Raw genomic sequence first — 21,425 nt, 5'->3', positions numbered from 1 at the left:
GCCGGGGGTACTACTGGCCCGTGTCGGCCGAGCCGTCCGAACCGGCCGAGTCCGTGGCCGAGCCCCTCGGGAACGACACCTCCACGCGGCGGTTCTTCTTGCGGCCCTCTTCGCTGTTGTTGTCGGCGATCGGGTAGTCCTCGCTGTAGCCGCGCACCGCGAACGTGACGTCCTGGTCCTGTGAGCCGAGGGCTGCCGCCAGCTCGTCGTGCACGGCCTCCGCGCGCTTCTTCGAGAGCGTCAGCCCGTGTGCGTACGACCCGAGGTCGTCCGTGAAGCCGAAGACGCGCACGTTCGTGGCGTTCTGCGCCTTGATCTCGTCGGCGATGGCCTGAATCCGGGACTTGGCGTCCGGATTCAGCTTGGAACTGTCCTTCTGGAACAGCACCTCCGCCTGGAGCGCGAACTTCACGTCCTGATTCGTGTCCTCGCGCCGCTCGTCGCCGGACAGGTCCTCGACGACGGACTTGATGTCGAGCACCTTGGCCGGCGCCAGGGTGGCGCCGTCGGCGAGCTTCAGCCCCGGACTGTTGGCGTCGACGTCCGGCGGCGGCGAGGTGGTCGTACTCCCCGGAGGAGCGCCTGACGGCTCCGGATCATCGGCGTAGGCACTGCCACCACTGAGGCTTCCGCCGAGGGTGATCAGGGCGACGGTGGTGAGGGCGGCGAGGTGACGGGTGAGGGGCATGGGGTTACTCGCCCTCGGAGATTTCTACGGGGGCGGGGGGCATCGCGCCGACTTGAAAGCTGACCTTTGTGGTGCCTTCCGGGGGCGCGGGGAACTGGGCGAACCAGGTGGCGCTCTCCCCGGACCTGAGCCGGCTGAATTTCGTGCAGAGGCAGCGGCCGTTGGTATCCCGCAGGACGAGGTACTTCTTCTTTCCCTGCTCGTCCACGAGACTCGCGCCGGACAACGAACCTCCGTTGGCGGCGAGTTCGCGTTCGTCGCTCTGCCAATCGGCTCCGAGCCATGAGCCGGATCCGTCGTTGCGCACAGTTCCCGAGACAGTCACGAACCCGCCTTGGTCCCGTGTCGCGGAATTGATCGCGACAGAGACGTCGCCGTCCTTGCTCTCCGCCAGGACTTTGTCCGTGGACGGGGCAGGCGACGCGTCCTGCTTGTCGTCGCTCCCCTTTCCCGCGGGTGCGGACGACGAGGATTCGGCCTTGGAACCACCGTTGTCATCACTGCCGCCACAGCCGGCCACCGTAAGGACCAACCCTGAAGTGATAGCCACCGCAGCCAGTGCCCGGCGGGTCGTCATGGTGCGCCGAAGATTCATTGCCGCGGCTTCCCTCTCGTGATGTGTCAGTCGGCCAGGTGTACGGAGAAGAGGACGGAGGGATCGGGCAGATCACCCACCTCGAAGTCATCCGGGTCGAAATCAAAGGAATCGCCACCGTCACAGTCGAATTCCACGACCTTTTCCGGATCGGCGGACCGAGCCACCTCGCAGCGCGGCTCGATGACAGCGGTGGCCTCGGCTGTCGCGTGCTTCGATTCCGTACCGGGAATGACGGAATCGCCGACCGTGCCGTTGGACTGCACTTTCGCCCAGTAGCCCGGGTAGCCGTTCACCTCGGACGACCCGAACCCGACGACGTGCGCATCGTTGCCCGCAGCCAGGTCGTCCGCCGCGCCCCGGGCCCCGTCGCCGGTGAACTTGTCCCCCGCGAGCCAGTCCAGCCAGTCGTCGCCCGTGCCGATGGCCTTCCCCAATCCGGTCATCAATTCGTCCCTCGAGTCCTGGGCAGCCGCCAAAGCGGCGGCATCCGCGGCCGATTGGGCGCCATTGCGCGCGGACGCCGCCTGGGCGAATGCGAAGAACGCGAAAGCGGCGAAGAGCAGGATCGCCGTAAGCCAGATGTAGATGGGCAGAGTCTGACCACGATCGCCGGAGAGCTGCGCGATGGTCAGCCGCCGCCGATGACCCGATCGACCGCGTCGCCGATAGCTCCGGAGATCAGCCCGTCCAACCCCAACTGGTCGATCAACGTGAAGATCCCGGCAATCAGGATCATCAGCCCCGCATACTCCACGAACCCCGCCCCGGAATCCCGTTCTCTCCCCCGGACGCGGTCCCCCACCGTCACGGTCCACTTCACCCACACCCCGAGTACGCGTTCCTTCAGCACGGTTTCCCCTTCGTTCCCGCACGACTTCGCCGCCCCGAACCTCCCGGGCACCATACGCAACGTACGGGAACTGCAACCCTCTGTGCCGTGTTTCGCACATTAACGGTGCACGCTTGACCGGAAGTTGGTCGCTTCCTGTCATGCCCCTCACCGCCCGTCGTACGCCACCACGACCCCACCCAGGTCACGGGCGACCTTCGCGCCGAGGGTGGTGTCGCAGAGGTTGACGGTCCAGTTCCCCGCGGTGACCAGCTCGGCGGGGACGCCCCGGTACTTGATCGCCTCGCGCAGCGCGGCGTCGCGGCGGGCGTGGGTCGGGTGCAGAGTCAGGACGGCGCAGTTGGTGGAGCCCGAACCCGGCTTTCCGGTCTCGCACTTGATGCTTCCGGTGCTCGTCGTCTCCCGCTGGAAGCAGCCCACCGACGCGGCCAGGTCGTCCGCCAGGGCGTCGACCTTCTTGTAGGCGGGGTGGGAAGGGATGTCCGGGAGTGGGTACTCGGGGGTCGCGGCCTTCCCCTTGGCGTCCAGGACCACCGCGTGCAGCGCCTTCGCGATCGCCGGGGCGGACGGCGGGTCCATGACGCGGATGTACCAGTTCCCGGCCGCGACCAGCGTCTGCGCGTACGCGCCCGTCCGCCGGGACTCGATCGACGTACCGATCTCGGTCTTCGACACGACGTCGGGGTCGAAGACCGAGATCTCGTTCTCGACCTTCACCCCGTCGACCGTCGCGACGCAGTCCGCCGTGGAGCTGCCGTCGTAGTCCCGGCTGCGCACGGTCTCGCAGTCGAGGCCGGCCTCGCCCATCGCCCGTACGACCGCCTTCGCCGTGGTGTACGTCGGCTTGGCCGGCACGCTGGACGGGATCGCCGTACCCGACGGTTCCGGGTGGGACTCGAAGCGGCCGCAGGCCGTGAGCACGGTGAGCGCGGTCAGTGCCAGGCAGGCGCCCGCCGCCGGGGCAGCTCTGTTCTTCATCGGTCAGCCATTTCCGGGTGGGGTCGGTGCGGGGCCCGGTTCCGGCGACGGGGTGCCCGGCTCCGGGTCCCCCGATCCCGTGCCCGTCGTCACGCCTGAGCCGTAGATCGGATCCAGCGACACATGGTGGCCCTTCGGGGTCTGCGACTCCAGCTGCTGCAGCGCCGTGGCGCGCTGCTCGTCCGTGAGCCCTTCCCAGGCCGCCGCGTCGTCGAGGTGCGGGCTGAGCTGCTCCCAGTTGTGCAGCCGCGACTTGATGGCGCCGCCGCGGTGCTCCGACTCGTCGCCGTACTGCTCGTTCTTCTCCCGGACGTCGGGGGTGTCGGCGGCGTAGAGCGTGAACAGCTGGGCGTCGCTCCTGGTCCCGTACGACGACTGTTCCTGGAGCGTCTTGTAGTGGAAGGCGCTGAGGCGGACGTCGAGGTCGGGATTGCCCTCGATCACGGCCGTGAGTTCCGTGTCGCTCAGCGTGCCCAGGTCCTTTCCGTCCGCCGTGAGGAACTTCCTGGGGTTGGCCTCGATGACCTTGCGGGCCGTCTCCATCTTCATGTGCGTGATGCCGAGCGACTTGTCCGGTACGGGTCCCAGGGTCAGGCCCCAGTCGAAGAACCGGCCGAACTCGGTGAGCGGGCCGCGCAGGGACGGGTTGTGGTTCTGGTACCACTGCTGTTCCTGCCAGAGGGTGGCGAGGAGCAGCTTCTTGCTGATGCCCGTCTCGGCGGAGGCGCGGTCGACGGCGTCGAGGACCGTCTGCGGGACGTTGATGGGGTGCAGGCCGTCGCGGCCTCCGGACAGGCGCAGCGCGATGGCGAGCGGGCTGCCCGGGTCGAGTGCCTGCCGGGCCAGCTTCGGGTCCTTGAGGGCCACCATGCCCTCGACGACGCGGAGTTGGGAGGTGGCCGTCAGGTCGGCCTTGGTCGCCTTCGTGAGGGCGTCGCCGATGATGTCGGCCGCGTGATGGAGCGGCTTGAGGTGTTCGGTGTCGCCCGCGGGCACCATGATGGGCTTGGCGTAGCTGACGCGGCCGCTCTCGTCGACCTTCAGGCCGTGGCCGTTCGCGTACGTCAGCGCCCCGGTGAGGTCGCGTTGCGCGTCGATGATGTCGAGGGCGAGGGCGTCGTAGACCCGGGCGAGTTCCTTGAGGGCTATCTCCGCCGACTCGTACTCGCCCGCGTGCTTGACGAACTTGTCGCGGGCGGCGCGGCCCCCGTCGCCGACCCAGCACATCTTCAGGGTGTCGGCGATCTCGTCGCGCGCGTATCCGGCGAGGGCCGCGCACTGTTTCGCCGCGCGGACCGCGTCGTCGGCGGCGTCCTGCCACTGGGTGGGCTTGGCGTCCTTGAGTTCCTGCACCGACACCATCAGGCACCGTCCAGGAACTTGCCGGCGGCGCGCACCTTGGCGCCCACGTCGCCGTCCCCCGCGAACTGCTGGTTCATGGCGGGGGTGAGCGCGTCGACCGCCGCCTCCACCATGTCCCCCAGCGTGTGCAGCTGGCGCTGCCAGGCCGCCACGCAGGTGTTGCTCGCCGGGCCCGCCTCCCAGCCGGGGTGCTGCTTGCCCGCGGCCTCGCAGTCGTCCAGCTTCGACTGCCCCTTGGCCTGGGCCTTCACCGCGTGGAAGCCCTCGGCCTTCTTGCGTATCGGGCCCGCCTTGATGCCGAGGTCCGGATCGCCGGTGGCCCCCGGCGTGGGGCTCGTGGTCGGCCCCGGGGCCGGTGATGTGGCGGACGCGAGGCTCATCGCCGGGTCCCCGACCCCGGCGTCCGCCCTGCGCTGTAACGCGTCCTCTTTGAGCTGAGCCCATTCCTCTTGGAACGACATGTGATCCCCCGTCAGTGAGTCGTCGCGGTTGCCGAATTCGCAACTGCCAACTAATCGCTCACACCACTGTAACCAGTCCACGTCTCACACCGCAGTGCCTCAACGTCCCAGAATCGAACCAAAGTTGGACCCGGAGCCGAGGAACATGCCCGTCGCGATCAGGATCATCGTGGCGGGGAGCATGAAGACGAGGGTGACCATCGTGGCCTTGGGAATCGTCTTCGCGGCCCGGCGGCGGGAGTTCTGGGCGTCGGTGCGCCGCATGTCCGTGGCGATCTGGATGAGGGTCTCGGCGATGGGCGAGCCGAGTTCCTCGCCCTGCTGGAGCGCGGAGACGAACTGGGCGACCTGTTCCGACGCGTTGCGCCGCCGCAGCTCGTCGAACGCCTGGCGCCGGCTGACGCCCATGTCCATTTGCCGGAGCGTAATACGCAACTCGTCGGCCCACGGCCCCTCGTACTTCTCGGCGACCCGGTCGAGCGCCTGCCGGAAGCCGAGGCCCGCGCTGACGACGACGGCCAGTACGTCGAGGAAGTCGGGGAGCGTGCGGTCGATGACCTCTTTGCGGTCGCGTGTGGCCTGCCAGATCAGACCGTCCGCGGCGAGGAGGCCGAAGGCGAGGGTGAGGGCGGCGAACAGGGTCTGCCCGTTGGTGAGGAAGACCAGGCCGAGGACGACGCCGAAGATCCCGTAGACCGCGCGGCGGGCGGCGTAGCGGTCGATGGTGAGGCCGCCCGGGTTCCCCGCCATGTCGATCTTGCGACGCTTCGAGGCGACGCGGCGGGGACCCATGGCCCGAAGGACGAGGGGGGCGAAGCGCATGCCCAGGCGGTCGACCGCGGACCCGGCGACGGACACACGCGTGGCGCCGACCTCGAGGGCGATGGCCAGGTCGCCGGGGAGCTTGGCCTCGGCGCGGTACATGCGGATGCCCAGGAAGATCCCGAGGACGGCGAGGCCCATCGCGAGGGCGAGCAGCAGCCCGATCAGACCCGTACTCATGACCTGCCCCGCTCGGCGTGGGCCGGATGACGGACGCCCATGTCAGACCTCGATCTTCCCGAGCCGGCGGATCACGAAGAACCCGATCCCGTACAGGCCGAGCGAGAGAAGGATCAGCGCCTGGCCGACCGGCGATCCCGTCACTCTGGCCAGCGCTCCCTCGTTCGACGAGTTGATCAGGAGCAACGAGCCGAGGCCGAGGAGCGGCACGGTGAACGCGGTCGCGTTGACCTCGGAGAGCATCGTGCGGATCTCGCGCCGGGTCTCCTTGCGGTCCTCCAGGGTCTGGGTGAGGTTCCGCAGGGACGACACGACCGAGCCGCCCGCCTTGTTGGCGAGGACGAGGGTCGTGACCAGGACGACGAGTTCGCGGGACGGGAGGCGTGCGGCGAGCTCGCCGAGGGTGTCGTCGATGGTGCGGCCGAGCGCGAGCTGGTCGGCGACCATGGACAGCTCCTCGCCCGCGGGCGCCTCCAGCTCCTCCGCGGCCATCGCGAGGGACGTACGCAGGGCGAGCCCGGCGGCGGTGGCGTTGGCCAGGAGGCGTGCCACGTCCGGGAGCTGATTGATGAACGCCTCGATGCGTTTCTGCCGCTGCCAGTTGAGGAAGATCACCGCGCTCCACACACCGACCAGCCCCGCGATCGGCCCGAAGAAGGGCGCGAGGGCGGCCGACGCGATCAGCCAGAGGGCGACGACCACGGCGAGTACGTACGTGAAGAACTCCCCCGCCGTCAGGTCCAGCCCCGTCGCGGACAGGCGCAGATGGATGGCGCGGCCGAGCCGGGTGCGGCGCAGCCTGCGGTCGACGGTGGCGAAGCGGCGTACGCGACCGGAGGCACCGCCGTGCGGCCCGGCGCCCGACAGCCCGTCGAGCCGGTCGACGAGGGCCTGGCGCTGCGCGCGCCCGGACGCGTACGCGTGAAGGCCGGCGACGGCGAGTGCGCAGGTCAGGATGGTGGCGCCGAGGGCGATGAGGGCGGGGTCGCTCATGATCCGCCACCCTCGACGGCGGGTCGCTCGGTCCTCATCCGATGGCCTCTCTCGTGTTGCGTCCGTCGATGCCGTCCAGCACGCCGAACGCCGGCGGGATCGGCTCGTTCGCGACGTACAGGCGCTCGGCCACGCGGCGCGGCAGCGGCAGATGCTCGAAGGTGCCGCGCACGCGGTGGTCGTGGCCGAGCGGGTGCGGCACGAAGCGCGAGACCGTCGAGATCCTGAACTGCTCGCGGCCGTGCGAGACCAGCAGGGCGATCTCGGTGACCTTGCGCGAGCCGTCGGCGTGCCGGGTGAGCTGGACGAGGACGTCGACGGCCGAGTTGATCTGGTCCTTGAGCGCCTCGAACGGGATCTGCACCTCGGACATGGACCCGAGGGTCTGCAGGCGCATGAGGGCGTCCTCGGCGGCGTTCGCGTGGACGGTGGCGAGCGAGCCGTCGTGGCCGGTCGACATGGCCTGGAGCATGTCGAGGGTCTCACCGCCGCGCACCTCGCCGACGATGATGCGGTCGGGACGCATGCGCAGGGAGTTGCGGACGAGGTCGCGAATGGTGATCTGGCCCTTGCCCTCGACGTTCGGGGGCCGCGATTCGAGGCGGATCACATGGTCCTGCTGGAGCTGGAGTTCGGCCGAGTCCTCGATGGTGATGATGCGCTCGTGGGGCGGGATGAGGCCGGAGAGCGCGTTGAGGAGGGTGGTCTTCCCGGAGCCCGTGCCGCCGCTCACGATGACGTTGAAGCGGGCGCGGACGAACGCGGACAGCAGCATCAGCATCTGCTCGTCCAGCGAGCCGAGGCCGATCAGCTCGGGCAGGGTGTAGGCGCGCGGGAAGCGGCGGATCGTGAGGGTGGCGCCGGTGAGGGACAGCGGCGGGATGATCACGTTGACGCGCTCGCCGGTGGGCAGGCGGGCGTCGACCATCGGGTTCGACTCGTCGACGCGCCGGTTCACCGTGGAGACGATGCGCTCGATGGTCTGCATGAGCTGTTCCTGCGAGGCGAAGCGCAGGGGGAGCTGCTCCACGCGCCCGGCGCGCTCCACGAAGATCGCGTCCGGGCCGTTGACCATGATCTCGGTGATGGACGCGTCGGCGAGGAGGGGTTCCAGTACGCCGAGCCCGAGCGCCTCGTCGACGACGCGGCGGACCAGCTGGCTGCGCTCGGAGGAGGAGAGGACCGGGCCCTCGCGGCTGATGATGTGGCCGAGGACGCGTTCGAGACGGATCCGCCGGTCGGCCGCCGCGAGCGACGACATCTCGGCGAGGTCGATCTCCTCCAGGAGCTTCGCGCGGTAGACGGCGACGAGGCCGTCGTCGCGGGAAGGGCCGGGCTCCTCGCGGACCGTCACCCTTGATCGCAGGCTCATGTTCCGGCTCAACCCCCTTCCGGGTCGCGGTCGTTCGGCATGGTGGCGGTGCGCCGCACGTCCCACCGGTCGTCCAGGAACGGGACGAGGACCGGGACGTGCACGGTGACGGTGGCGGTGGTCGTGTCGCCGCCTCCGCCTCCGGCGTCGACGTCCGCGTCGAGCCAGCCGCTCATCGCGGCCTGCCCGGCGCCGGTGCCGTCGCCGCCCTGCGACTGCACGCGGGCGGCGGCCCTGGCGCCGGAACCGGCCTGGTTCGCGCTGTAGCCGACGAGGCCGAGCTGGATGGCGGCCATGCCGATGAGGAGGAGGAAGGGCAGAAACCCGGCGAACTCGAGGATGGAGACGCCTCGGTCGTCGGTGCCCAGGCTGCGGCGGGGGGCGCCTTCCGTGCGCGGGCGCCGGGCGTCACCGCCTCCCGTCTGAAGGCGCTGGGCGCCGTCGCTTCCCTTCCGCGGGTGCCAGGCGTCACCGCCTCCCGTCTGCGGGCGCCGGGCGCCGTCGCTTCCCTTCCGCAGGTGCCAGGCGCTGTCGCCTCCCGTCTGCAGGTGCCGGGCATCGTCGCCTCCGGTCTGCGGGTGCCAGGCGTCACCGCCTCCCGTCTGCGGGCGCCGAGCGCCGTCGCTTCCCTTCCGCGGGTGCCAGGTGCTGTCGCCTCCGGTCTGCGGGCGCTGGGCGCCGTCGCTTCCCTTCCGCGGGTGCCAGGCGTCACCGCCTCCCGTCTGCGGGCGCCGAGCGCCGTCGCCTCCCTTCTGCGGGTGCCAGGAATCGTCGCCTCCCGTCTGCGGGCGCCAGGCGTCGTCGCTTCCCGTCCGGGGGCGCCTGACACCGTCACTTCCCTCCCGCGGGCGCCAGGCATCGCCGCTTCCCGTCCGGGCCCGCCACCCGTGCCCGTACCCGTACCGGTGCCCGTGCCGGAGGCGGCCCTTTGCGCCCGGGAGCCGGCGCCTCACGGCGTGACCCCCTGGTCGTCCTCCCTCGCGGCGCCCGCCTCGCCCTTGACGGTCCACCCGGCGTCGATCCCGGGGAAGAACACCGGCACCTCGAGCCGCACGGTCGCCTTCATCACCGATCCGTCGGGTCCGCAGGTGATGGCGGCGCCTTGCCACGCGCCGGGCAGATTCTTCTCGCCCGCGGTCTGACACGCACCCGCCGTGTCGCCGCTCCCGGCCTCGGCGGAGGTCGCGGCCCTGGCCGCCTCGTCCGCCGCGTTCCCGGCGAGCGAGTACGTGTATCCGTACAGGACGCACTGCCACAGCAGGCCCATCACCACGAGCAGCAGCGGGAACATGCCCGCGAACTCCAGGGTGACCGCGCCCTTGTCGCCGCCCCGGCGGCGGGCGCGGCGGCCGGATTCCTGCGCGGCGGCGTCGACCAGGCCCAGCTCGCCCGCGAGTCCCCACAGTGCCTGCTTCACCGTCGACCGGCTGTCGAGGTCCTGCATACGGCCCGCGTCGACCGCGCCCTGGAGTTCCTTGAACCCGGCGGGCACGCTGGCCCGCGCGACCCGGGTGCCCGTCACGCGCTCCACCAGCGACGCGGTGATCTCGGATCCGCGCGCGTGCCGGTTGATGACGGTGACGGTCTCCTCGGCCTTGCGGATCTGGAGGCGGTCCCACATACGGATCATGCGCTTCGCGGCGCGTACGGCGACGACGTCGGGGGTGACCAACAGGAGTGCCTGGTCGGCGAGTTCGACGGCCGCCGCGTTCGCGGACCCCATCTGCGTACCGCAGTCGACGACCACGAGGTCGTAGCGGCTGCGCAGCGCCTGGACGACCTGGCGGGCCACGCGGTCGGTGACCTCCTCGCCGCGCTCGCCGTCGGACGGCGCGAGCAGGAGGCCGAGGCCGGTCTCGTGGGTGAAGACGGCGTCCTGGAGGACGCGCGGGGTGATGTCGCGGATCGCGGCCAGGTCCGCGACCGAGCGGCGGAACTGGACGTCCAGGTACGACGCGACGTCACCGGACTGGAGGTCGAGGTCGAGGAGCGCGACCGAGCGGCCCGACGCCTGAGCGGCGAGGGCGAGTTGGACGGCGGTGACGGTGGTGCCGACGCCGCCCTTCGCACCGGTGACGGTGATGACGCGACCGCCGGGCGTGCCGGCTGTGATCGCCAGCTCGCCACCGGTGCCGAGGTGCCTGCGCATGCCGCCGGACCAGGACGCGGCGGCCTGCACGCGCTCGGCGAGCGCGTCGTACCCGAGAGGGAACCCGACGATGCCGCGCGCACCCGAGTCCATCGCGGCGGTGAGCAGGGCGGGGCTGGTGTCTGCGGTGGCGAGGACCACGCCGACGGCCGGGAAGCGCAGGACGAGGTCCCGGATCAGTTCGAGGGCGGGGACGGGCCCGATCCGCTCGTGGACGAGGACGACCTCGGGCAGTTCGTCGAGCGACTCGGCGGCGAGCCGGGCGAGGGTGTCGAGGAGGGCGGTGGAGTCGGCGACGGGCGGCGCGGGCTCGGCGTCGGGCAGCTGCCCGAGCAGCGTGACCAGGGACCGGGCGGCGTCCAGGTCTCCCACCGCGGGAAGAATACGGATGCTCACAGTGCGGCTCGCCTCCTCTCTGAGTCTATTTGTCGGCTTTGCCGTCTACTTGTCGCTGTTCTGCTTGTCGCTGTTCTGCATGTCGCTGGACTACAGGTGACGGGAGTGCATGTGGCTGGCGTAGACGTGGCTGGACTGCATGCGGCTGGACTACTTGTCCTCGTCGAGGGTGTACGAGCGGTCGCCCGGCGGGACGGCCGCGTCGCTGCCGGCGGCGACGAGGGCGAGCCGGACGTGGGTCGCGAACGACTCCGCGTACGCGACGCGCTGCGCGTCGGCGGGGTCGAGGGCGAAGGTGATCGGCACGGCCTCGCCCTGCCGGCGCCGGCCGTTGTCGCCGCCCTGTTCGTCGATGGGCGTGAGTTTGCCGACGTCCATGACCTCCGCGTTCTCGACGATGACCTTGGACTGGTCCTTGGCCTTCTCGTTGGCGGCCTTGAAGGTGGCGTAGATGTTGACCTTCGACCCGGGCGTGATCTTCCCGGCCACCCCGGTCTCGGCATCGATCATGATGGCGATCTCCTGCTGCCCGTCCCTGAGTTGGGGCCGGGCGACGATCATGTCGGTCTGGAGCAGGGACCCCTTCTTCAGCGTCGTGACGGCGATCTTGCCGCGGATCTGGCTGAGGCTGGTCACGGCGGTCTTCGACAGCCACCGCTCCGGCATCTCGACCTTCTCGAACCGGTCGGCCGTCAGCTCCTTGTACGGCGCGACATCGTCCTTCAGCCGGTACGCCGCGACTTCCGGGCCCACCTTCGAGTTCACGTCACGGATCACCGAGAGCACCCCGGCGAAGGCGCCGACGGCGCACAGGGCCGAGATGACCAGCAGGATGACGCCGCGACGCTGACGTGAGTTCATGGACCGGACTACCTCGTGGGGATCTCGTCGGGGGACTCGATGGGGGACGCGTTGTGGATCTGACCTGCATCTGGTGATGGATCTGGTTGTGGACCTGGTTGTGGATCTCTTTGCGGATCAAGAGGTCATGGGCGGGCGGCGGGTGGCAGGGCGGCGCGGGCCGGGCCGGTGACGGGTGCGCGGCCGACGGCCGGTGCGAGGGCGGTGGCCGCTGCGAGGCCGGGAGCGAGGGCGCGGCCTCCGGGCGGTTTCGCGGCCGGGGCGGGCGGGTCGGCGAGCGGCGCGGCGCAGAAGCCGCAGCGGTCACCGATGAGTTCGAGTCCGCACCAGTGGCACGCCTCGCGCCGGACGGACGAGACGAGCTGGTAGAGCACCGAGATGTCGGGGATGGCGGCCGCGAACTCGGCGAGCTTCCCCGGGTTCCCGGGCTTCCCGGTCGCCCACCAGCGCCCGGACTCTGCGGGCAGCCTGGTCTCGACGGCGCCCTGCACCTGCCAGGCGGGCGCGAGCGTGCCGGTGATCCAGTCGGTGGGCTGCTGCCCGGCGGCGTAATACATACGGGTGCCGAAGGCGGGTCCGCTCAGGCGGGGCGGTTCGGGTCCGGTGAGCCGTACGAGTTCGGGCTGCGGGGTGGCGAGTACGGCGAACTGGGCGCCCGGCACCCACGACTTGGCGTGCGAGGTGAGGCTGACGGGGACGCGGTCGAGCCGGGCGACGGAGCCGAGCACGGCGCCCGCGTAGATGTAGTGGGCGAGGAGGCGCGCGGCTGAGGCGAGCACTCCCGGGCTGAAGTCGCACATGGTCAACTGCCGCAGCTGGAGCACGAGTACGGCGAGCCCGAGCGGCGGAAGATCCGGCCGCAGGATGGCGATCCGGTCACTCTCCAGCACGGAACGCACAGCGTGCAGCCGATGAACGACCAGGTCCGGCACGGAAGCCGGACACAGGGCGATCACATAGCCGTGGTGCTCGATCAGGGTGTGCATCTCGACGATCGCGCGATCGAGGTCGTACGGCTCCGCCCTGCCGCCCCTGTCCTCGACGGAGTGCAGCACGGCGGCGGACGGCGTATGCCGGTCGGCCGCGGCGAGGACCAGGTCAGGGCTGGTCACGGCTATCGCGGTCGGCACGCTCGTACACCCCCCGGTCTCTGTGCACTCCTGCCTCAGCACCATATCCGCGCATTGCCCACTCAACACCCAACTTCCCGGTGTTCACCGGGAGGTTGCCCGGGCGGTCGGCGCGGCTCGGCCAGGAACCAGTAATTCCAGAGGCCTTGACAACCCAAATGGTCTGGACCAGTTTGTGGAACCGACAACTGCCCCTCCCCCCCACATCTGAACCGGAGGCAGCAATGGCACGTGCGACGACGAAACCCGCGCGGAAGCGTTCATTCCTGGCGGCGGCGCTGACCACTCTGGCCCTGGCCCTGACCGGCACGGCGACGGCCACCGCGGACCCCGCCGGGACGGACGCGGCACCCCCGGCCCACGCCGTCACCGGCTACTGGCAGAACTTCGACAACGGCGCGACGGTCCAGAAGCTCAGCGACGTACCGGGCGACTACGACATCATCGCGGTGGCGTTCGCCGACGCGACGACGACGCCGGGCGCGGTCGATTTCACGCTCGACTCGGCGGGCCTCGGCGGCTACACGGAGGACGCGTTCAAGGCGGACATCAAGGCGAAGCAGGCCGCCGGAAAGTCGGTCGTCATCTCGATCGGCGGCCAGAACGGCACCGTCTCCGTCAATGACTCGAATTCCGCGACGAACTTCGCGAACTCGGTCTACTCGCTGATGCAGGAATACGGCTTCAACGGCGTCGACATCGACCTGGAGAACGGCCTGAACTCGACGTACATGTCGCAGGCCCTGAAGTCCCTCGCCGCAAAGGCGGGTTCGGACTTCGTGCTGACGATGGCCCCGCAGACGATAGACATGCAGTCGACGTCGGGCGAGTACTTCAAGACCGCACTGTCCGTTAAGGACATCCTCACGGTCGTCAACATGCAGTACTACAACAGCGGTTCGATGCTCGGCTGCGACGGCAAGGTCTACAGCCAGGGCTCGGTCGACTTCCTGACCGCACTCGCCTGCATCCAGCTGGAGGGCGGCCTGGCCCCCTCCCAGGTAGGCCTGGGAGTCCCGGCCTCCACCAGCGCGGCGGGCAGCGGCTACGTGTCCCCGTCCGTGGTCAACGCGGCCCTGGACTGCCTGACACAGGGCACGAACTGCGGCTCCTTCAAGCCGTCGAAGACGTACCCCGGCCTGCGCGGCGCGATGACGTGGTCGACGAACTGGGACGCGTCGACGGGCAACGGCTGGTCCTCGACGGTGGGCCCACACGTACACGGCCTCTGACCGCCCCCGCCTCGCCCGAACGCCCCGCTTCCCCCCTCAGATCCGCAGCGCCGCCGCTCCCCCGGCGGCGCTGCTGTGCGTTTGGGGCGCGGTGCCGGAGGAGTGCGCCCGGCACAACCCTGCGCCTTTCGGAACATTGAGTTGACATTGCACTCGTCAACACATGGATGTGACGATGCCTGGCATGGCTGAAGACGGGGGAGACGGAACGACCGGGAACATACCCAGGTCACGCCTTCGGGATTACGCGAAATTGGTTGAGCCGCTGACTGATTCGGTCGCCACCACGCCGCCCACGACGGCCACCCACGTTCGCCGCGAATTTGCGGCTCTCCTGGGCGAGTTCCGGCGCACAGCCGTCCTCCTCCCACTGAGCGGCGACGGATTCCCTCTCACCGGAGACTTCGGCGGCGTCCGGTGGATCTACGCCTTCTCGGACGAGGCGGCCTTGGCACGGTTCGCCGCTGAGCGGAGTGCAGGCGACCGCGCGTGGCAGTACGAGCGAGTTCTGGGGGCACGGCTGCTGGACGCCGTGGCACCTGCGCTCGGCGTGCCCTGCGGAATGGCCGTGGACGTCGCGAGTCCCGGCGATGAGCTGCTGCTGCCACCCGTCTCCGGGGTCGTACCGGACGCGGTGGCAGTGGACGCGGGAGCGTACAGGGAGGGCAACGGGAAATGAGTGAAGACGCGAAGGATCTCCAGGCCGGCGGTCTTGGCAAGATTGCCGAGGGCATAACGCTCGTGCTGGCCGAGCTGAAGGAGATCGGCATGGTCGGCACCGCCAGTGCCGGGAGGGGATTCGACGGGATCTCTCTGTCGGGGATGAAGCTGGGCCACAGCGATCTCACCTCGGCCTTCGAGTCGTTCTGTGAGCGCTGGGAGTGGGGTGTGCGCACTCTCGTCAACGAGGGCAACACGTTCGCCGAGGGCATCGGTCTCGCGGCCGGGACGCTCTACGAGACGGACCAGTACGTCGACGGCGCGCTGAAGGTCGGTGTGAACTCCGTGATCGGCAACCCGTACGCAGGCGAGGAAGACGTCGCGAAGATGAGCTACGGCGACCTGGTCAAGCACAACGCGCTTGCCGACCCCGACTACAGCAAGAAGTCCTCCGACGAAGCCGACGAGATCATCAGGCAGGGCTGGAAAGACGCCGCCCGTGACGCGGCCACCTCGAACGTGACGGGATGGAGCCCCCAGCAGGCCGGCGGGATGAGCCCTGAGGAGTACGAGGCCTGGCTCGACCGCGAGTTCGGACCCTCTCCGGAGGAACGCGCCGAAGCGGCACCCGAACATGGCGGGAGCGCCGGCTGATGGGAATCGGTGACTGGGCCGACAAGGGCCTGGGCGCCCTGGAAGACGGCTGGGACAGCGGTAAGAAGGCCCTCGGTGAAGGTGTCGAGTGGGGTGCCCACAAGCTCGGGGACGGCCTCGAGTACGTAGGCGCCGACTGGGCCGCCGACAAGGTCGAGGATCTCGGCGACTCCGTCGCCTCCGATCTTGGCGCCACGGTCGACGAACAGCAGCTCGGCGAGACCGAGCAGGCCGACGAACTCGTCCACGGCGACCCCGGGGACATCCGCGCGAGCGCGAGCCACCTGAAGGACTTCCACAAGGCCTTCGACAAGGTCAGCGGCGGGATGCGGACCCTGGACTCCTCTCACTGGAAGGGCCGGGCGGCCGACGCCTTCCGTAAGAAGTTCGCCATGCACCCTTCCAAGTGGCTGCACGCGGCGGACGCCTGCGACAAGGCGGGCAAGGCCCTGGACAGCTACGCGGACACGGTGAAGTGGGCCCAGAGTCAGGCGCAGGACGCCATCGACCTGTACAAGAAGGGCATGGCTGCCTCCGACAAAGCGGTGGAGGCGTACAACAAGCGGGTCGACGCCTACAACAACGCGCTGAAGGCCGACAACGACCCCGGCCCGCGCCCCGAACCGTTCAAGGACCCCGGCGCGGCCGACATCAAGCACGCGCGGGAGAAGCTCGGGGAGGCACGCCGCCAGCGCAACGAGGCAGGCGCGACCGCGACACACGCGGTCAAGGCGGCCCTGGCCCACGCACCGGCCGAGCCACCGCCGCTCGATCGCCTCAAGTCCGAGGTCACGGACGGTGTCCAGGCCACCAGTACGGAACTCACCCACGTCGTGGGCGGCGTGCTCAAGGGGAGCGCGGGCCTGCTCAATTTCGTACGCGGCCTCAACCCGGAGGACCCGTACAACATCACGCACCCGGCCGCGTACAAGCAGAACATCAACCTCACCCTGGCCGGCCTGCTGTCCACCGCCACGCATCCCGACCGTGCGGCGAAGGACGCGTACCAGAGCCTCAAGAAGGACCCTTCCGAGTTCTTCGGCCGGATGGCGCCCGAGGCGCTCGGCAGCAAGGGGCTCGGGCTCGCCAAGAGCGGGCTCCGGGCTGGGGTCGAGCACGGAATGAAGGAGGCCGCCGAGGCAGGGGCGCGGCGTTCGGCGCGGCATGCGGTTGGCGACGACGCCGCCAAGGGCTCACGCTCGGCGGACTCGGTGAAGCACGACGGCACGGACCCGGTCGACCTCGCCACCGGGAAGATGTTCCTGCCCCAGACCGATCTGTCGCTGCCGGGCAGTTTGCCTCTGGTCTTCACCCGTCGTGCGGAATCCGGCTACCGGCTGGGGCGATGGTTCGGCCCCTCCTGGTCCTCGACAGTCGACCAGCGTCTGGAGATCGACTCGGAGGGCGTCGTCCTCGTCACCGAGGACGGTCTGCTGCTTCCCTATCCCCACCCCGCACCGGGCCTGCCAACGCTCCCGACCCACGGCCCGCGCCGGCCACTGGACCGGGTGGACGAGGGGTACACGGTCACCGACCCGGAGACGGGACGTGTGTGGCACTTCTCCGACCGCAGCGACAGCCTGGCCGTCCTGGAACAGATCGACGACCGCAACGGCAACTGGCTGATCTTCGAGTACGACGATCAGGGAGCACCTCGCGGGATCCTCCACAGCGGTGGCTACCACGTGAAGGTGACGACGGAGGCCGACCGGGTCACGTCCCTGCGCCTCGCCGGGGCGGCCGAGGACGGTTCGGACCAGGAGCTGATCCGCTACGCCTATTCCTCCGACGGCGACTTGACCGAAGTCATCAACTCCTCCGGCCTTCCCCTGCGCTTCACGTACGACGCACGAGGGCGGATCACCTCTTGGACGGACACCAACGACCGCGCCTACACGTACGAGTACGACGACCAGGACAGATGCATGGCCGAGGGTGGATCCGAGGGCCACATGAGCCTGCGGATCACGTACGGCGAACCGGACCCGGCGACGGGTCTGCGCACAACGACCACGACGACCGGCGAGGGCCACGTCCGCCGGTTCCTGGTCAATGAGGCCTGGCAGGTCGTCGCGGACATCGACCCACTCGGCGCGGTCACACGCTACGAACGCGACCGGTTCAACCGCCTCCTCTCACGGACCGACCCGCTCGGCCACACCACGGCGTTCCGTTACGACGAGTCAGGACACCTGCGGTCGGTCACCCGCCCCGACGGCCGCGAGTCCAGCGCCGAATTCAACGAACTGGGCCTGCCGACACGGGTGATGGCCCCGGACGGAACGGTCCTTCGCCAGAGTTACGACGCGCGCGGCAACCGAACGTCGGTCACCGGCCCGGCCGGGCTGACCACCCACTTCGCGTACGACGAGACCGGTCGCCTCACCGCCGTCACGGACCCTCTCGGCAACACGACGACGGTCCGGTGCGACCGGTCCGGGCTCCCCTTGGAGGTCACAGACGCACTCGGCGCGGTGACACGCTACGAGCGTGACGCCTTCGGCAGACCGGTGACGATCACGGACGCGGCGGGAGCCGTGACCCGCCTGGAGTGGGCGATCGAGGGACACCTCGTACGTCGCGCAGCGCCCGACGGCACAAGCGAATCCTGGACGTACGACGGTGAAGGCAACTGCACCACGCACACCGACGCCATGGGCGCCGTCTCCCGCTTCGAGTACACCCACTTCGACCTGCTCGCGGCGCGGACGGGCCCGGACGGCGTGCGCTACAGCTTCGACCACGACGCGGAGCTCCGGCTCACCCAGGTCTCCAACCCCCAGGGCCTGACCTGGACGTACGAGTACGACCCGGCCGGCCGCCTCGTCTCGGAGACGGACTTCGACGACCGGACCCTGACGTACACCCATGACGTCGCGGGCCGACTGTTGTCCCGGACGAACGCCCTCGGCCAGACGACATCTTTCGAGCGCAACGCACTCGGCCAGACGACACTCAAGGACGCGGACGGCCGGATCAGCACGTTCGCCTATGACTTGACGGACCAGCTGGCGGAGGCCACGGGGCCGGACGGATCGGCGCTCACTCTCCTGCGGGACCGCTTCGGCCGCCTGCGTTCGGAAACGGTGAACGGGCGCGTACTGGCGTACTCGTACGATGAGTTGGGACGCCGCAACGGCCGCACGACGCCCACAGGCGCCACGAGCACATGGACGTACGACGCGACAGGACGCCGTACCCAGCTGACGGCTTCCGGTCGGAACATCGACTTCACATACGACGCGGTGGGCCGGGAACTCGCGCGCCAGGTCGGCGAGAACATCACCCTGGCGAACGCCTTCGACGCAATGGGCCGCCTGGCCACCCAGTCAGTCACCTCCACGGCCGACGTGCGCCCGATCCAAATCCAACACCGCGCGTACGCATACCGGGCCGACGGCAATCTCATCGGCATCGACGACCGGCTCTCCGGCCCCCGCACCTTCGACGTCGACGCGGCGGGCCGCGTCACGGCCGTCCACGCCGCGAACTGGACAGAGACGTACGCCTACGACGACGCCGGTAACCAGACAACGGCGTCCTGGCCGACCGACCACCCCGGCCACGAGGCGACGGGACCCCGGATCTACACCGGCACCCGCATCACCAGCGCCGGCAGCGTCCGCTACGAACACGACGCTCTGGGCCGCGTCACGCTCCGCCAGAAGAGGCGTCTCTCCCGCAAGCCGGACACATGGCGCTACGAATGGGACGCGGAGGACCGCCTGACATCGACGGTCACCCCGGACGGCACCCGCTGGCGCTACACATACGACCCACTTGGCCGCCGCACGGCGAAACTCCGTCTGGGTGACGACGGCGAGACGGTCGTCGAACGGGTCGACTTCACCTGGGATGGCACGACGCTCTGCGAACAGACGACGTGGTCACGGGAGTTGCCGGACCCGGTGACGCTCACCTGGGACCACGAGGGGCTACGCCCCATAGCCCAGACAGAACGGATCATTCCTGCCGCCGACGCCTCCCAGGACGAGATCGACTCCCGCTTCTTCGCGATCGTCACGGACCTGGTCGGCACGCCGAGTGAACTGGTCGACGAACAGGGCGAGATCGCATGGCGCACACGGAGCACGCTGTGGGGCACCACAGCGTGGGCCGCAGACAGCACGGCGTATACGCCACTGCGCTTCCCGGGCCAGTATTTCGACCCGGAAACGGGGCTGCATTACAACTATTTTCGACATTATGACCCGGAGACGGCTCGGTATCTCAGCGCTGATCCTCTGGGGCTGACTCCTGCACCCAACCCTTCCACCTACGTCGGAAATCCGCTTTCCGGGACCGATCGACTTGGACTATCTCCTGATGCATGCGCACGGAAAGGTGAGACTCTCTACAGAGGAGACGGGAGATCACCCGACGAGATCAGAAAGAGTGGGGGGTTCATTTCTGTCGCGCCAGGAAGCAATGTCTCCTTGTACGACCACGTCGTTAACCACACGGCAAGCGACTTCATTTCTACATCTCGATCCGCGGACGCAGCACTGAAGTTCAGTAGACCTGGAAGCTACATGTACGAGATAGAGTCACCCCCAGGCGGGATACACGTAAACAACGAACTCGGCCCCCTCAATCCCACCCCGTTCGAAAGGGAGATAGCATTCAAGGGCAAGATTCCATTCGACCGAGTGACTAGAGCATGGAAGCTCGACGAATTCTGGGAACTAGACGAAGAATTGTTGGTATATGTTCGTGAAAACTAAAAAATCTATTCGAATCTACGACCCAGAGTCGCAAGGGGAAGAATTTATCGATTCGCTCCTGGAGTGGACGCTGGGGCCGAATGATGCGCGGGTTAGCATTTCTCGCCCAGACGGCCCTACGTACGAGTCCTGCCAGTCAAATCTCTGGGAGTGCCTCCTGGAGATCAGGGGCGCCTGCGAGCCGCTCGGCGTGCGCATTTGCATCAACGGCTGCAGAAGCGACTGTTACCCATCCGGAATGGGGATTCAGATGGGGGGAGGGCGTCAAGTAATCATCAGAACGATGGGGGAACAAGTCACCGATCTAGCCGCGGTTGTTGAAACATTCGCCCCTGCTGAACTATCACAGGTCGGCACGGTAAATGAGCAGGAAGCCTACTACCGGGCCTGGCTCAGCAGCCTGCCTCAGTGACGCATTGCTTCACCGGGAATTACCTGTCGCCACCATGACCGATTCAAACGATACGTTCATGCCCCAATCCGGCAAGCCCCCTTCTCAACCGCAGGGGCTTCGAATGACTACGCCCCACCAGCCACCCCCACCTGGATACGGCGCGCCGCGGTACGGGGCTCCGCCCGTACCGGCGTCCCCACAGCCCGGTACGCAGTGGCCCCCGCACGGGGCGCCGCCTCAAGGGTTCCTCACCAGCGCATGCCTCCGCAAGGGCCATACGGTGGCCCGCCCGTGGGCGGGTGGGGGCCTCCGCCTCCGAAAAAGGTCGGGGCCGGGAAGACCAATACCATCGTCGCGGGCTGCATTGTCGGCGCCGCAATCCTGCTGGGCGGCATCCGCGCAGTGCAGGGAGGCCGTGCCACAACACCCGATCCGTCCGCCCAGCGGTACCGACTACCCCTGCCCGAGACCATCGACAGCGGCGCGTTACGGCTCGGGCAGGACGTGAGCGGCCGTTACGAGAACTCGGCGAACGGCGGCGACGCCTACGCACAGTCCCTCCAGGCGAAGACCGGGGTGTACGGCGCGGAATCCGGCCCGGGGCAGCTGTTTTACACCGGCTCCTTCTCGGAGCAACAGAACCCCCTCTATCCCAAGTTGGGCCTGCTCGACGGGATGGGGAAGAACGACTCAACGACCGTCGCCATCTCGCGGCGCGATATGACCGACCAGAGCTCTTACGGCGACAACATGGCCTGCAAAGTGCTGACGAAAGCCCAGGGCGACCAGGAGTTGACCATGGCCGTCTGCTCCTGGTCCGACCGCTACACCCAGGGCACGGTCATCGACGACAGCCCCGACAGCTTCGGCGCCGCCCCGGCATAGTGCGACCTCGACGCCCTGGCCAGGCGCACCGCACGC

19 protein-coding genes are annotated in these 21,425 nt (G+C 68.9%); 5 read left to right on the top strand and 14 right to left on the bottom strand.

Features of this window, described 5'->3' with window-relative positions; all coding sequences use genetic code 11:
* Window positions 1–10: 10 nt before the first annotated feature.
* The 14 genes from LGI35_RS27960 to LGI35_RS27895 all read right to left on the bottom strand — a co-directional run bounded on the left by LGI35_RS27960 (window position 11) and on the right by LGI35_RS27895 (window position 12,885).
* The gene (locus LGI35_RS27960; protein WP_227297009.1) at window positions 11–688 is read right to left on the bottom strand and encodes an OmpA family protein; all 678 of its coding nucleotides are present in this window, start codon (window positions 686–688) and stop codon (window positions 11–13) included.
* Window positions 689–692: 4 nt separating this feature from the next.
* Entirely contained in the window at window positions 693–1,283 is a 591-nt protein-coding gene (locus LGI35_RS27955) for a hypothetical protein (protein ID WP_227297008.1), read from the bottom strand.
* Between the two features lie 26 nt (window positions 1,284–1,309).
* Window positions 1,310–1,873 carry a pilus assembly protein TadG-related protein gene (locus LGI35_RS27950; RefSeq protein ID WP_481007112.1) on the bottom strand — a complete coding sequence of 188 codons (564 nt, stop codon included), beginning with the start codon at window positions 1,871–1,873 and terminating at the stop codon, window positions 1,310–1,312.
* Window positions 1,874–1,914: 41 nt separating this feature from the next.
* On the bottom strand, window positions 1,915–2,112 hold the full coding sequence (locus LGI35_RS27945) for a hypothetical protein (RefSeq protein ID WP_227300544.1): 198 nt from the start codon (window positions 2,110–2,112) through the stop codon (window positions 1,915–1,917).
* 171 nt (window positions 2,113–2,283) lie between these two features.
* Window positions 2,284–3,114 carry a hypothetical protein gene (locus LGI35_RS27940; protein ID WP_227297007.1) on the bottom strand — a complete coding sequence of 277 codons (831 nt, stop codon included), beginning with the start codon at window positions 3,112–3,114 and terminating at the stop codon, window positions 2,284–2,286.
* A 3-nt stretch (window positions 3,115–3,117) separates the two neighbouring features.
* Window positions 3,118–4,476, bottom strand: a complete 1,359-nt coding sequence (locus LGI35_RS27935) for a hypothetical protein (protein WP_227297006.1) — start codon at window positions 4,474–4,476, stop codon at window positions 3,118–3,120.
* Window positions 4,476–4,856, bottom strand: a complete 381-nt coding sequence (locus LGI35_RS27930; protein ID WP_227297005.1) for a hypothetical protein — start codon at window positions 4,854–4,856, stop codon at window positions 4,476–4,478. The genes LGI35_RS27935 and LGI35_RS27930 overlap by 1 nt, the downstream gene beginning before the upstream one ends.
* Window positions 4,857–5,036: 180 nt before the next feature.
* Complete coding sequence (locus tag LGI35_RS27925) at window positions 5,037–5,939, bottom strand: DUF5936 domain-containing protein (RefSeq protein ID WP_227297004.1); 903 nt, start codon at window positions 5,937–5,939, stop codon at window positions 5,037–5,039.
* Between the two features lie 42 nt (window positions 5,940–5,981).
* Entirely contained in the window at window positions 5,982–6,932 is a 951-nt protein-coding gene (locus LGI35_RS27920) for a type II secretion system F family protein (RefSeq protein WP_227297003.1), read from the bottom strand.
* 34 nt (window positions 6,933–6,966) lie between these two features.
* Window positions 6,967–8,304: a TadA family conjugal transfer-associated ATPase gene (locus tag LGI35_RS27915; RefSeq protein WP_100598199.1), complete on the bottom strand. Its 1,338-nt coding sequence runs from the start codon at window positions 8,302–8,304 to the stop codon at window positions 6,967–6,969.
* An 8-nt stretch (window positions 8,305–8,312) separates the two neighbouring features.
* Window positions 8,313–8,600, bottom strand: coding sequence for a pilus assembly protein (locus LGI35_RS27910; protein ID WP_376257728.1), 288 nt, complete (start codon window positions 8,598–8,600; stop codon window positions 8,313–8,315).
* A gap of 653 nt (window positions 8,601–9,253) precedes the next feature.
* The gene (locus LGI35_RS27905; protein WP_227297002.1) at window positions 9,254–10,849 is read right to left on the bottom strand and encodes a CpaE/TadZ family protein; all 1,596 of its coding nucleotides are present in this window, start codon (window positions 10,847–10,849) and stop codon (window positions 9,254–9,256) included.
* 150 nt (window positions 10,850–10,999) lie between these two features.
* Entirely contained in the window at window positions 11,000–11,710 is a 711-nt protein-coding gene (cpaB, locus tag LGI35_RS27900) for a Flp pilus assembly protein CpaB (protein WP_100598201.1), read from the bottom strand.
* A 125-nt stretch (window positions 11,711–11,835) separates the two neighbouring features.
* The gene (locus LGI35_RS27895; protein WP_423835728.1) at window positions 11,836–12,885 is read right to left on the bottom strand and encodes a hypothetical protein; all 1,050 of its coding nucleotides are present in this window, start codon (window positions 12,883–12,885) and stop codon (window positions 11,836–11,838) included.
* Between the two features lie 179 nt (window positions 12,886–13,064).
* On the opposite strand from LGI35_RS27895, the gene LGI35_RS27890 reads away from it, so the two are divergent.
* The 5 genes from LGI35_RS27890 (at window position 13,065) to LGI35_RS27870 (ending at window position 21,389) form a co-directional block, all read left to right on the top strand.
* Complete coding sequence (locus LGI35_RS27890; protein WP_341483399.1) at window positions 13,065–14,072, top strand: chitinase; 1,008 nt, start codon at window positions 13,065–13,067, stop codon at window positions 14,070–14,072.
* A gap of 184 nt (window positions 14,073–14,256) precedes the next feature.
* A complete protein-coding gene (locus tag LGI35_RS27885; protein ID WP_227297000.1) occupies window positions 14,257–14,751 on the top strand; it encodes a hypothetical protein in 495 nt (164 codons plus the stop codon).
* On the top strand, window positions 14,748–15,386 hold the full coding sequence (locus LGI35_RS27880) for a hypothetical protein (RefSeq protein ID WP_227296999.1): 639 nt from the start codon (window positions 14,748–14,750) through the stop codon (window positions 15,384–15,386). Before LGI35_RS27885 ends, LGI35_RS27880 begins: the two co-directional genes overlap by 4 nt.
* Window positions 15,386–20,110 carry a putative T7SS-secreted protein gene (locus tag LGI35_RS27875; protein ID WP_227296998.1) on the top strand — a complete coding sequence of 1,575 codons (4,725 nt, stop codon included), beginning with the start codon at window positions 15,386–15,388 and terminating at the stop codon, window positions 20,108–20,110. Before LGI35_RS27880 ends, LGI35_RS27875 begins: the two co-directional genes overlap by 1 nt.
* A 685-nt stretch (window positions 20,111–20,795) precedes the next feature.
* Complete coding sequence (locus LGI35_RS27870; RefSeq protein ID WP_227296997.1) at window positions 20,796–21,389, top strand: hypothetical protein; 594 nt, start codon at window positions 20,796–20,798, stop codon at window positions 21,387–21,389.
* The last annotated feature ends 36 nt before the right edge of the window (window positions 21,390–21,425 follow it).

Source organism: Streptomyces longhuiensis (assembly GCF_020616555.1).
Classification (GTDB): Bacteria; Actinomycetota; Actinomycetes; order Streptomycetales; family Streptomycetaceae; genus Streptomyces; species Streptomyces longhuiensis.
This window is presented reverse-complemented; position numbering and strand designations above follow the sequence as displayed.

Excerpts from the sequence above, each read along its gene's own strand:
- LGI35_RS27960 (WP_227297009.1), bottom strand. The coding sequence starts at position 688 with ATGCCCCTCACCCGTCACCTCGCCGCCCTCACCACCGTCGCCCTGATC.
- LGI35_RS27955 (WP_227297008.1), bottom strand. The coding sequence starts at position 1,283 with ATGAATCTTCGGCGCACCATGACGACCCGCCGGGCACTGGCTGCGGTG.
- LGI35_RS27940 (WP_227297007.1), bottom strand. The coding sequence starts at position 3,114 with ATGAAGAACAGAGCTGCCCCGGCGGCGGGCGCCTGCCTGGCACTGACC.
- LGI35_RS27935 (WP_227297006.1), bottom strand. The coding sequence starts at position 4,476 with ATGGTGTCGGTGCAGGAACTCAAGGACGCCAAGCCCACCCAGTGGCAG.
- LGI35_RS27930 (WP_227297005.1), bottom strand. The coding sequence starts at position 4,856 with ATGAGCCTCGCGTCCGCCACATCACCGGCCCCGGGGCCGACCACGAGC.
- LGI35_RS27925 (WP_227297004.1), bottom strand. The coding sequence starts at position 5,939 with ATGAGTACGGGTCTGATCGGGCTGCTGCTCGCCCTCGCGATGGGCCTC.
- LGI35_RS27920 (WP_227297003.1), bottom strand. The coding sequence starts at position 6,932 with ATGAGCGACCCCGCCCTCATCGCCCTCGGCGCCACCATCCTGACCTGC.
- LGI35_RS27915 (WP_100598199.1), bottom strand. The coding sequence starts at position 8,304 with ATGAGCCTGCGATCAAGGGTGACGGTCCGCGAGGAGCCCGGCCCTTCC.
- LGI35_RS27910 (WP_376257728.1), bottom strand. The coding sequence starts at position 8,600 with ATGGCCGCCATCCAGCTCGGCCTCGTCGGCTACAGCGCGAACCAGGCC.
- cpaB (WP_100598201.1), bottom strand. The coding sequence starts at position 11,710 with ATGAACTCACGTCAGCGTCGCGGCGTCATCCTGCTGGTCATCTCGGCC.
- LGI35_RS27895 (WP_423835728.1), bottom strand. The coding sequence starts at position 12,885 with ATGGTGCTGAGGCAGGAGTGCACAGAGACCGGGGGGTGTACGAGCGTG.
- LGI35_RS27890 (WP_341483399.1), top strand. The coding sequence starts at position 13,065 with ATGGCACGTGCGACGACGAAACCCGCGCGGAAGCGTTCATTCCTGGCG.
- LGI35_RS27885 (WP_227297000.1), top strand. The coding sequence starts at position 14,257 with ATGGCTGAAGACGGGGGAGACGGAACGACCGGGAACATACCCAGGTCA.
- LGI35_RS27880 (WP_227296999.1), top strand. The coding sequence starts at position 14,748 with ATGAGTGAAGACGCGAAGGATCTCCAGGCCGGCGGTCTTGGCAAGATT.
- LGI35_RS27875 (WP_227296998.1), top strand. The coding sequence starts at position 15,386 with ATGGGAATCGGTGACTGGGCCGACAAGGGCCTGGGCGCCCTGGAAGAC.